Origin of the sequence: Solirubrobacter soli DSM 22325, assembly GCF_000423665.1 — a bacterium.
Classification (GTDB): domain Bacteria; phylum Actinomycetota; class Thermoleophilia; order Solirubrobacterales; family Solirubrobacteraceae; genus Solirubrobacter; species Solirubrobacter soli.
The window spans coordinates 178045-189413 of record NZ_KE384072.1 but is presented as its reverse complement, the minus strand read 5'-3'; the positions used below and the strand labels follow the sequence as shown (position 1 = coordinate 189413).

At 70.5% G+C, this 11369-nt stretch carries 10 protein-coding genes; 9 read left to right on the top strand and 1 reads right to left on the bottom strand.

Features of this window, described 5'->3' with window-relative positions:
- The first annotated feature begins 27 nt into the window (after positions 1 to 27).
- Genes G569_RS0139795 through G569_RS0139760 form a run of 8 tightly spaced genes read left to right on the top strand, consistent with a single transcriptional unit; the run spans position 28 to position 6006 of the window.
- The gene (locus tag G569_RS0139795) at positions 28 to 1578 is read left to right on the top strand and encodes a 4-hydroxyphenylacetate 3-hydroxylase N-terminal domain-containing protein (RefSeq protein WP_037502517.1); all 1551 of its coding nucleotides are present in this window, start codon (positions 28 to 30) and stop codon (positions 1576 to 1578) included.
- On the top strand, positions 1575 to 2087 hold the full coding sequence (locus tag G569_RS55560) for a nucleotidyl transferase family protein (RefSeq protein WP_306765391.1): 513 nt from the start codon (positions 1575 to 1577) through the stop codon (positions 2085 to 2087). Before G569_RS0139795 ends, G569_RS55560 begins: the two co-directional genes overlap by 4 nt.
- Entirely contained in the window at positions 2077 to 2589 is a 513-nt protein-coding gene (locus tag G569_RS0139785) for a flavin reductase family protein (protein WP_028067535.1), read from the top strand. Before G569_RS55560 ends, G569_RS0139785 begins: the two co-directional genes overlap by 11 nt.
- Positions 2577 to 3701 (top strand): mandelate racemase/muconate lactonizing enzyme family protein, encoded by a 1125-nt coding sequence (locus G569_RS0139780; RefSeq protein ID WP_037502514.1) that lies wholly within the window; start codon positions 2577 to 2579, stop codon positions 3699 to 3701. Before G569_RS0139785 ends, G569_RS0139780 begins: the two co-directional genes overlap by 13 nt.
- The gene (catC, locus tag G569_RS0139775) at positions 3698 to 3991 is read left to right on the top strand and encodes a muconolactone Delta-isomerase (RefSeq protein WP_028067533.1); all 294 of its coding nucleotides are present in this window, start codon (positions 3698 to 3700) and stop codon (positions 3989 to 3991) included. The genes G569_RS0139780 and catC overlap by 4 nt, the downstream gene beginning before the upstream one ends.
- Positions 3988 to 4740, top strand: a complete 753-nt coding sequence (locus G569_RS55555; protein ID WP_053227699.1) for a dioxygenase family protein — start codon at positions 3988 to 3990, stop codon at positions 4738 to 4740. The genes catC and G569_RS55555 overlap by 4 nt, the downstream gene beginning before the upstream one ends.
- A gap of 59 nt (positions 4741 to 4799) precedes the next feature.
- On the top strand, positions 4800 to 5309 hold the full coding sequence (locus G569_RS0139765) for a hypothetical protein (RefSeq protein WP_028067532.1): 510 nt from the start codon (positions 4800 to 4802) through the stop codon (positions 5307 to 5309).
- A gap of 46 nt (positions 5310 to 5355) precedes the next feature.
- Positions 5356 to 6006 carry a site-2 protease family protein gene (locus G569_RS0139760; protein WP_037502512.1) on the top strand — a complete coding sequence of 217 codons (651 nt, stop codon included), beginning with the start codon at positions 5356 to 5358 and terminating at the stop codon, positions 6004 to 6006.
- Between the two features lie 15 nt (positions 6007 to 6021).
- Here G569_RS0139760 and G569_RS60015 read toward each other — a convergent pair whose 3' ends face one another.
- The gene (locus tag G569_RS60015; RefSeq protein WP_053227698.1) at positions 6022 to 6774 is read right to left on the bottom strand and encodes an alpha/beta fold hydrolase; all 753 of its coding nucleotides are present in this window, start codon (positions 6772 to 6774) and stop codon (positions 6022 to 6024) included.
- 238 nt (positions 6775 to 7012) lie between these two features.
- On the opposite strand from G569_RS60015, the gene G569_RS0139750 reads away from it, so the two are divergent.
- The gene (locus tag G569_RS0139750; protein WP_028067530.1) at positions 7013 to 11287 is read left to right on the top strand and encodes a ThuA domain-containing protein; all 4275 of its coding nucleotides are present in this window, start codon (positions 7013 to 7015) and stop codon (positions 11285 to 11287) included.
- Positions 11288 to 11369: the final 82 nt, after the last annotated feature.

The following is an 11369-nucleotide window of genomic DNA, read 5'->3' as shown; positions in this document are numbered from 1 at the left end:
CTCGGCCAGGCGATTCGAAGGAGAGAGATGGCCGTTGAGACACAGGCTCCCGCCACCGTGCTGCCGATGACGGGCGCGGAGTACCTCGAGAGCATCCGTGACGGACGCGAGATCTACGCGTATGGCGAGCGCGTCGCCGATGTCACCACGCATCCGGCGTTCCGCAACGCGACGCGCATGGTCGCCCGGCTCTACGACGCGCTGCACGATCCGCAGCACGCGGACGTGCTCACGTGCCCGACCGACACGGGCAACGGCGGGTTCACCCACCGCTTCTTCCGCGCGCCGCGCAACGCGGCCGACCAGGTCGCCGACCGCGACGCCATCGCCCAGTGGGCGCGGCTGACCTACGGGTGGATGGGTCGCTCTCCCGACTACAAGGCGAGCTTCCTGGCCACGCTCGGCGCCAACGCCGAGTTCTACGACCCCTACCAGGAGAACGCGCACCGCTGGTACAAGGACTCCCAGGAGCGCTGCCTGTACTTCAACCACGCGATCGTCAACCCGCCGATCGACCGTGACCGTGGCATCGACGAGGTGCGCGACGTGTACGTGCACGTCGAGCGCGAGACCGACAACGGGCTGATCGTCTCGGGCGCGAAGGTCGTGGCGACCGGCAGCGCGCTGACGAACTACAACTTCGTCGCCCACTACGGCGCCGCGCCGATCAAGACCAAGGAGTTCGCGCTGATCTTCGCGGTCCCGATGAACGCGCCAGGGCTGAAGCTGATCTCACGCCCGTCGTACGAGATGACCGCCGAGGTCATGGGCTCGCCGTTCGACTACCCGCTGTCGAGCCGGCTGGACGAGAACGACTCGATCCTGATCTTCGACAACGTCCTGATCCCGTGGGAGAACGTCTTCGTCTACGGCGACGTCGACAAGATCAACGCGTTCTTCCCGGCCAGCGGGTTCATCCCCCGCTTCACCTTCCAGGGCTGCACGCGGTTCGCGGTCAAGCTCGACTTCATCGCCGGCCTGCTGCTCAAGGGCGTCGATGCCACAGGCGCGAAGGACTTCCGCGGCGTCCAGGCCCGCGTGGGCGAGGTGCTCGCGTGGCGCAACCTCTTCTGGGGCCTGACGGACGCGATGGCGCGCACGCCGGACGAGTGGGCGGGCGGGACGGTGCTGCCGAAGCTCGACTACGGGCTGAGCTACCGCGTCTTCGCCACCCAGGCCTACCCGCGGATCAAGGAGATCATCGAGCAGGACCTCGGCAGCGCGCTGATCTACATGAACTCGCACGCCGTCGACTTCAAGAACGAGGACATGCGGCCGCTGCTGGACCGCTACGTGCGCGGCTCCAACGGCTACGACTCGGTCGAGCGCGTGAAGCTGATGAAGCTGATCTGGGACGCCGTCGGCACCGAGTTCGGCGGCCGCCACGAGCTCTACGAGCGCAACTACGCGGGCAACCACGAGAACATCCGCCTCGAGGTGCTGCTCAACGCCCAGGCGACCGGCCAGGCCGACGCCTACAAGGGCTTCGCCGAGACCTGCATGGCCGAGTACGACCTCGACGGCTGGACCGCGCCCGACCTGATCAACCCGACGGACGTCAACCGCTTCCTGTCGTGATCGAGCGCCTCTTCAGAACTCACCACACCCCATGTGTGGTGACGGCCGGCACGTTCGACGGCGTGCACTGCGGCCATCGGACGCTCGTCGCCCGCGCGGCGCACGTCGCTCGCTCGCGCGGGCTGCCGCTCACCGCTGTCACGTTCTCGCCCCGCCCCGACGCGGTCGCCAAGCCGCCTGGCCTCCCGGACCTCTGCGGTCTGGACGAGCGCGTGATCCGCCTCAAGCGCGCGGGCGCGAACGACGTCGTGGTCGTCCCGTTCACGCGTGCGCTGATGGGGATGCCCGCGGCGGAGTTCGTCGAGCACCTCGTGGACCACCTCGGCATGCGCGCGCTCGTGGTGGGTGAGGACTTCGCGCTTGGCCGCGGCCGCGAGGGGACGCCGGACGCGATCCGCGCACTCGGCGTGGACGTCGAGACCGTCCCGCTGCTCCACGAGGTCGGCCGGCGGGAGAAGATCAGCTCGAGCACGCTGCGTGCGCGCTTGGCGGTGGCGCATGCCGCCTGAGACGACCGTCGCCCCCGCCGACCTGCGCCGGACGCTGGGCCGCTTCTGCACCGGCGTGACCGTCGTCACCACCGAGCGCGAGGGCGAGATCCACGCGATGACCGCCAATGCGTTCACGTCGGTGTCACTCGACCCGCCGCTGGTGCTCGTCTCGATCGACCACCGCGCGAAGATGCACCGCCTGCTGCCGGACACCCGCCGCTTCGGCGTCTCGGTGCTCGGCTGCGACCAGGAGCGCACGGCCTGGCACTTCGCTGGTCGCCCCCTCGCGGAGCCCGGCGAGCTGTTCGTCCACGAAGGCGACGTCCCGCTCGTGCGCGGCGCGATCGCCCACGTCGGCTGCAGCCTGCACGCCTGCCATGAGGCGGGCGACCACACGCTCTACCTCGGCCACGTCGAGCATCTCGACTCCCGCCGGGGCGAGCCGCTGCTGTTCCACCGCGGCGTCTTCGGCCGCGTCTCCCCGCACGAGGCGGACCTGGAGCAGACATGGGGCTGGTAGCCGCACGCGGCACCGCGACCATCACCAAGGTCGAGGCGATCCCCTACTCGGTGCCCTACCGCGTGCCGGGGCGGTTCGCCTCGGGCGCGGTCGAACGGGCGGACAACGTGCTCGTGCGCGTGCACGCCGGCGAAGGGCTGGTCGGGCAGGCCGAGGCGCAGCCGCGCCCGTACACCTACGGCGAGACGCAGGCGACGATCGTCGCGGCGATCCGCCACCGGCTCGGCCCCGCGCTCGAGGGCATCGATCCGCTCGCCACCGAGCTGATCGACGCGCGCTGCGGCGGGACGCCCGGCGACCGGGTCGCGCGCGGCGCCATCGACCTCGCGGTCTGGGACCTCGTCGGCCAGCTCCTGAGCACGCCCTGCGCGGCGCTGCTGGGCGGCTTCGCGCCGGCGGTGCCCGTCGCCCACATGGTCAGCTTCGACGAGCCGCACGCCATGGCCGAGGAGGCGGTCGCGATGCACGAGCGGCACGGCATCCGGACGTTCAAGGTCAAGGTCGGGCGCGAGGTCGAGACCGACGTCGCCGCCACGAAGGCGATCCGCGAAGCACTGCCGGACGCCGAGCTCTACGTCGACGCCAACCGCGGCTGGACGCTGGAACAGGCGCAACGCGCGGGCGAGGAACTGGCCGAGCTCGGCGTCGCCGCGATCGAGGAGCCGATCGCGATCGAGGACCGCCGCGGCCGCGCCCGCCTCGCCGCGCGCTGGACCGTGCCGCTGGTCGGCGACGAGAGCTGCATCAGCCTCGCCCACGTCGCCCGCGAGCTCGACGACGGTGCGGTCGGGATGGTCAGCGTGAAGGTCGCGCGAACCGGGTTCACCGAGTCGCGCCGCATCCTCGGGTTGACGCTCGGGCGCACGACCCCCGTCGTGGTCGGTTCGCAGTACGAGGGCGGGATCGGCGCGCTGGCGACCGTGACGTTCGCGTCGGCGTTCAGCGCCACCGCTCGGCGACCCGCCGAGGCGACGAACTTCCTCGACCTGGCCGACGACCTGCTGGCGGAGCCGCCGGAGATCCGCGACGGTCACATGGCGCCGCGGCCGCGGCCCGGCCTCGGGATCGACCTCGACGAGGACCGCCTCGAGCACTTCAGGCTTGATCGATGATCTTCATGGCCGAGATGACCGTCCACCTTCCGCCGGACATGCCCGAGGCCGCACGCGCGGACCTCGTGACGCGCGAGAAGGCGTACGCGCAGGAGCTGCAGCGGGACGGCCGCTGGGCGCACCTGTGGCGGGTGGCCGGCCGCTACGCCAACGTGAGCATCTTCGACGTCAGCTCCACCGACGAGCTGCATGAGCTCGTGAGCGCACTGCCGCTCTTCCCGTACATGGACATCCGGGTGACCGCGTTGGCGCGGCACCCGTCGGCGATCGACAGAGGAGAGAAGACATGAACCGCGCCGAGACCCTGGTGAGCTCGCTGCTGGACGCGATCCGCGGCGTGATCGTCGAGCACGACGTGACCTACGAGGAGTACGCGACGGCCAAGCAGTGGCTGATCGACGTCGGCGAGGCGGGGGAGTGGCCGCTGTTCCTCGACGTGTTCGTGGAGACGACCGTCGAGCGCAACGCGTTCCGCGGGCGCGCGGGCTCGACGGGCACGATCCTCGGCCCGTACCACCTGCCCGACGCGCCCGTCCTGGAAGCGCCGTTCGAGCTCCCGCGCCGCGCGGACGAGCCCGGCGACCCACTGACGCTCACCGGCCGCGTGACCGACGCCGACGGCGCCCCGCTCGCCGGCGCGGTGCTCGACGTCTGGCACGCCGACGCCGAGGGCTTCTACTCCGGCTTTCACCCGGACCTTCCGGCGGGGATCTTCCGCGGCAAGGTCATCACCGACGCCGACGGTCGCTACACCGTCAACACGATCCTCCCGGCGCCGTACACGATCCCGCACGACGGTCCGACCGGCGCGATGGTCGCCGCCTGCGACTGGCACCCGTGGCGGCCCGCCCACGTCCACCTGATCGTCGGCGCCGAGGGCCACGAGCCGCTGATCACGCAGCTGTTCTTCAAGGGCGGCGAGTACCTCGACGGCGACGTCGCCGGCGCCGTCAAGGAGGACCTCGTGGTCACGCCCGTCGACGGCACCGTGACCTACGACTTCGCGCTCGCCCCGGCGCAGGTGGCACAACCGGCGTAGCGCGTCCACAGCGCGGCAGGCCCGCTCATAGTCGGCGTGCTGCCCGCCGATACGCCCGTATGCGCATCCCGCCGCCGCTGGTCGTCGTCGCGCCCGTGGCGGGCTGGCAGGCGGCGAGCGGGCTCACGGAGGTCACGATGCGGTCGTTGCCCCCGACACTGCTGAGCAGCTCGCAAGAGGGCGACCTGGTGGCGGCCTACCTCTGGTTCGCCACGCCGTCGCCCGCGCACGTCGTGGCCACCGGCGTCGCGGTCACCGTGCTGTTCGTGCTCTCGTTCGCGGCCCACCAGCGCGCCGCCCACGCGCTCCACGCGGGCGGTTGCGCCCACGGCCCTGCCGCACCGCCCGCCCCCGGCAGAGCCGCCGCTGGTAGGGCCGCTGCCGCCGCCGGGTCGGCCGCGTCGCTGGCGCTCCTCCTGACGAGCGTCGCGGTCGCCCGCGCGGCCCCCGACGACTCGATCACGGGCGTGGCGATCGAACGTGTCGCGATGTTCGTCGCCGCGTTCAACGCGGTCATGGTGCTCGGGGCCGGGCTCCTGGCCGCCGCGCGGTCCCGCGTCCAGACGTAGCGCCAACGTGTCAACTCCAGCGGGGCTCGCGCCGATACGGGCCCCGATGGAGCTCTGGCCGGGAGGACCTCAGTTGCGGATCGCGGGCGTGCCGCTGCGCGTCTCGCCGCTGTTCGTCGTCGTGGCGCTGTTCGCCGCCTACCGCGCGACGCGCGGGCTGGACGACATGCGGATCGCGCCGACGCCGCCGATGCCGCGCGGCGACCTTGAAGCGGCCGCGGCCTGGCTGGACCGGTACGGGACGCTGGACGTCATCAAGACGACCCCGGGCCCCGGCTACGTGCTGCTCGTGGGGCTCGGCGTCGTGCTGGCGTTCGCCCTCTCGATCCTCATCCACGAGCTCGGCCACCTGTTCGCCGGCCGCGCGCTCGGCGCCCACCCGACCGCGATCGAGCTCAACCTGTTCGGCGGGTTCGTCGAGTTCGACGACGACGGCCGGATCCGTCCCGGCCGGCACGCGCTGATCATCGCGGCGGGCCCGGCGGCGACGCTCGCCGTCCTGATCGCCGCGGTCCTCGCGTCGGGCGCCCTCGGCAACGTCGTGGAGGAGGGCACGGCGCTCGCCCTCGCGATCGACCGGGTTGCGGCCTACACCATCGGCTTCAACGCGATCGCGCTGTTCATCAACCTCCTGCCGATCCGCCCACTCGACGGCGGCCAGCTCCTCGGCACCGCCCGCCTCGCGTTCGCTCGCTGATGTGCCGGCTCGACGTCAGGCGCGGACGGGCGCGCGCAGGCCGAGCGACTCGGCGAACGTCAACACCGCGTTGAGCCACAGCGCCGGGCGGTCGCGGTGCAGCGTGTGCCCGCCGGTGATCCGGCTCACCCGCTCGGGCGGCAGCGTCGACAGCAGCGTTCCGCGGTCGGGCTCCAACAGCGCGCTCTCGCTCTCGAGTGCCGCGGTGAGGAGGTGGACCGGAACCGGGCTGGCGGCGACCAGTTCTGGCAGGTCCCAGTGGTTGGCGCGCAGGAACGCGCCGACGTGCTCGACGTCGAGCGAGCGCTGGCTCTGGACCAGCCGCCGCGCATCGTCGGTGGCCCACAACGGGTGCGACGCGAGCAGGCCGGCGACCTCCGCCTCGGGGTCGGCGTGCGAGCGCGCGACCGCGGCCTCGAGCCTCGTGGCGATGAGCCCGAGATCGAGTGAGCCGTTCGCGGCCGGCGGGTCCTCCAGGGCGATCCCGCGCACCCGCCCGGCCCGCAGCCCGACCAGCTTGAGCCCGACGATCGCGCCGAGCGAGTAGCCGACGATCAGGTCGACGCGCTGGCCGTGCACCTGGGTGAGCACGTCATTGGCCATCGTCTCCACGGTCGCCGACCGCGGGCCGACCCGCCCGCCGTAGCCGAGCAGATCGACGGCGAGCACACGCCAGCCCAGGTCGGTGAGGTCCTGTCCCACCCGCCACCAGGTGGCGCGATTGGACTGCATCCCGTGCAACAGGAGGACGGTCGGAACGTCGCTCATTGCCCCACGTGTTCTAGCGACCCGACCGGCGGCGAGATTGCGCTTGACGCGGATGACTGGTTCGTGAGAGATTCGTGCGGGGACCCGACGAAGTGGACGGAGGGGTCCCCTGTGGGGGTCGGAAGGCGCCGTTCCGTGGAGCATTGGGACGGAGCCGAATAGGGTCACTCGCAGGACAAAAGGAGTCCACATGAGGAGGAGAAGCACGGGCCTGGCTCTGCTGAGTCTGGCTCTGCTCGTGCCTGCCACAGCGCAGGCCAAGCGGATCAAGGCGGCACCCGCCGAACCCGCGAAGGTGCTCGTCGTGACGAGCACGCAGGACGCGTTGTCAGCCGCCGGCATCGCGTCGATCCAGTCCGGCGCGGCGAGCGGCAACTACACCGTCACCGCCCCGGCTCCCGCCGACGTGGGAGCGCAGTTCACCCCGGCGAACCTGGACACCTACCGGGCGGTGGTGTTCCTCAACACGGGCATCGCCAGCCCGCTCAACGACGCCCAGCGCGCGAACTTCGAGGCGTACTTCCGCAAGGGCGGCGGCTTCGTCGGCGTCGGCTCGGCGGTGGAGACCGACTCGCCGTGGACGTTCCTGACCAACCTGCTCGGCACGCGCGCCTCGAGCCGCACCGACGTCCAGACCGGCACGCTGAAGGTGTTCGACCGCGTCCACGACGCGAGCAAGAGCCTGCCCGAGTACTGGGACCGCACCGACAACTTCTACAACTTCTCGACCAACGTCCGCGGCGTCTCGCATGTGCTCGACACCGTCGTCGAGGACCCGTTCAGCGCGCAGCCGCAGGGCAACACGCTCGATGGCATCGCGGGCGGCACGATGGGCTCCAACCACCCGATCTCCTGGTGCAAGGACTACCAGGGCGGCCGCTCGTTTTACACCGCGCTCGGCAACACCCCCGCCGCGTTCGATGCCACGCTCTCCAGCCATCTCAAGGGCGCGATCAGCTGGGCGACGGGCCAGAGCGACCCGGTCTACAGCGACTGCGGCGCGACGGTGCTCAAGAACTACCAGCAGATCAAGATCTCGGCGCCGCCGAACGTCAACGAGCCGATCTCGTTCGACCAGCTGCCCGACGGCCGCATCATCCAGACCGGTCGCCCCGGCACCGTGCGCCTGCACGACCCGGTCAAGGGCACGACGACGATCGTCGCCGACTTCAGCAGCACCGCGGTGCCGCAGACCCAGCGCGTCTACTACAACAACGCCGAGACGGGCATGTACGGCGGCGCGGTCGACAACGACTTCGCCACCAACCACTGGATCTACCTCTACTACGCGCCGCAGACGGTCACGAACGTCAAGCTCTCGACCGGCGAGATCGTCACCCAGACGACGCCGAACACGACCCCGCCGAACAACGCCCCGTCGCTCACGGCGTGGGATCCGTACATCGGCTACAACCAGCTGAGCCGCTTCAAGCTCGTCGAGGACGGCGTCAACCCGCCGTACCTGGACCTCAACTCCGAGCAGCAGATCCTGCGCGTGTCCGACAACCGCCAGCGCTGCTGCCACGTCGCGGGTGACATCGACTTCGACAAGCACGGCAACCTGTGGATGCCGACCGGCGACGACAACGAGGCGGGCGGCATCAACGCCGGCGGCTTCGGCCCGTTCAACGACCAGCTGACCGACGAGCAGCAGACCGTCCGCGTCACCGGCGCGACCGCGGGCACGTTCACGCTGACGTTCAACGGCCAGACCACGGCGGCGCTGCCGTTCAACGCCACCGCGGCGCAGATCGACACGGCGCTCGAGGACCTCTCGAACATCGACGCCAACGAGATCCAGACCAGCGGCGGCCCGGTCCAGACCGCCAACGTCAACGTGTTCTTCCGCCGCGGCAAGCAGCAGTCCGACCAGAACCAGATCACCGCCGACGGCGCCGCGTTGACCGGTGGGACGGTCGCGACCGCGACAACCACGCGGGGCGGCAACTTCCAGGACCCGATCGGCGACACCCGCCGCGGCGCGGCGAACTCCAACGACCTGCGCGGCAAGATCCTGCGCATCAAGGTCAAGGACAACATCGCCGCCGCCGATGCCAACAAGGCCGATCTCGGCTCCGGCACCGGCGCGTACACGATCCCGGCCAACAACCTGTTCCCGGTCGTCAACGGCGCGGCGCAGCCGAAGACCCGTCCCGAGATCTACGCGATGGGCTTCCGCAACCCGTTCCGCCTGCAGGTCGACGAGAACGATGTGGCCTACGTGTCGGACTACTCGCCGGACTCCCAGGTCCAGCAGCGCTCACGCGGGCCGGCCGGCACGGGTCGCTACGAGATCGTCCGCAAGGCCGCCAACTACGGCTGGCCGACGTGCTATTCGACCAAGCTCGGCTACTACAAGTGGAACTTCAGCGAGTTCCCGACCGGCAGCACCACGCCCGGCATCCCGGCGACCACCCCGCCAGAGGCCTATGACTGCGGTGCCGCGGTCCAGATCAACGACTCGCGCTGGGTGCGCGACGGCGGGCCTGGCATCGAGCCCGGCCTGCGTGAGCTGCCCCCGGTGACCGATCCGGACATCTGGTACTCGTACCGCGACAACAACGCGACGCAGCCGCTCGGCACCCCGTGCCGCGGCTACTACGACACGACGCCCGGCACGATCGCGCCCGGCTCGACGACCGAGTGCCCGCGCCTGTTCCCGGAGCTCTACACCGGTGGCGTCGGCCCGCATGGCATCGCCAAGTACCACTTCGACGCGGCCAACCCGAACGCGAAGAAGTTCCCGCCCTATTACGACAACTCCGTGGTCCTGGGCGAGTTCACGCAGGACACGATGCGCGAGGTCAAGCTCGACTCGCAGAATCGCGTCTTCAAGATCAACGGGTTCCTCGACTGCGGCGCCGTGGGTGGCACCGCGTTCGCCTTCGAGTGCGACAACCCGATGGACATGCAGTGGGGCAAGGACGGCTCGTTCTACCTGATGACCTATGGCGACGGCTTCTTCACGCCCAACCTGGACGCCGGCATCTACCGCTGGGACTACGTCAAGGGCAAGCGGCCGCCGAAGGCCGTGCTGAGCACGGACCGCACCGACGGCCCGACGCCGCTGACGGTCAACTTCTCCAGCGCCGGGACGCTCGACGAGGATCCGGGCGACTCGATCCGCTACGAGTGGGACTTCGGCGACGGCTCGCCGCTGTCGACGGAGGCCAACCCCTCGCACACCTACACCAAAGCCGGCCGCTTCACGGCGATCCTGACGGTCTACGACTCCTCCGGCGAGAAGACCGCGACGAGCACGCTCATCACCGCGGGCAACACCAGCCCGACGATCGTGGTCAACGCGCCGATCGAGGGCGGGACGTTCGCCTTCGGCGATGACATCGCGTACAAGGTCACCGTCACCGACCCGGAGGATCCATCGATCAACTGCAGCGACGTCCAGGTGACGTTCGTGCTCGGCCATGACACGCACGGCCACGGCGAGTTCACCGCCACCGGCTGCACGGGCCTGCTGCCCACCAACGCCCAGGACGTGTCGCACGGCGGCAACGTCTTCGGCGTGATCAGCGCGACGTACACGGACAAGGGCGGCTCAGGCGGTCAGGCGCCGCCGCTGAGCTCGGTCAGCCAGACGCAGATCCGTCAGAAGCACCAGGAGGTCGAGTTCGTCGTCAATCAGTCCGGCACGAACACGGCCGCCAACACGGACAACGGTGCCGGCGTGCACCGCGGCAGCCTCGCGGCGGCCGACTGGATCCAGCTCAACGGTCCGTTCAACCTGTTCCAGATCGACACCGTGTCGTTCCGCGTCGCGGACGTGCAACCGGCGGCCAACGGCACGCCGCGCACGGTCGGCTCGCCGTTGGCGGCGATCGAGGTCCGCGCCGACTCGATCACCGGGCCGATCGTGACCACGGCGAACCTCACGTCGACCGGCAGCACGACCGCCGCGGCGGTCTGGTCGACGCAGACGTTCCCGATCTCGCTGGCGGGCAAGCACGAGTTGTTCTTCGTGTTCCGTGCGGTGACCGGTGGCGCGACGGGCGGCAACCTGTTCAACCTCAACTGGGCCGAGTTCGGCGGCAACGGCATCACGGTCCAGAAGGTCACCGCCGACCAGAGCGCGGGCGCGTCGGTGCCCGCCACGCTGTCGCTCTCGCTGGGTACGCCGGCGGGCTTCGGGGCCTTCACCCCGGGCGTCGCCAAGACGTACACCGCGGCGACGACCGCCAACGTCATCTCGACCGCGGGTGACGCGACGCTGAGCGTCTCCGACCCGAGCTCTCTCGCCACCGGCCGCTTGGTCAACGGGACGTTCTCGCTGCCGCAGGCCCTCCGGGCGAAGGCGGCGAGCGCGGGTGGCGCCGGCGGTGCGTTCGCGGCCGTCGGCGGCTCGGCCAGTCCGACCACGCTGCTCACCTACGCCGGACCGAAGTCCAACGACGCGGTCACGGTGTCCTTCGAGCAAGCGATCGGCGCCTCCGACGCGCTGCGCACCGGCAGCTACTCGAAGACGCTGACGTTCACCCTGTCCACCACGACGCCGTGATCGAGCGGGGCGCGGCGGCTTCGGCCGTCGCGCCCCGCTCGCGTCGAGGTGAGTCGGCTGCGTTCGGAAAACGAAACGCAGC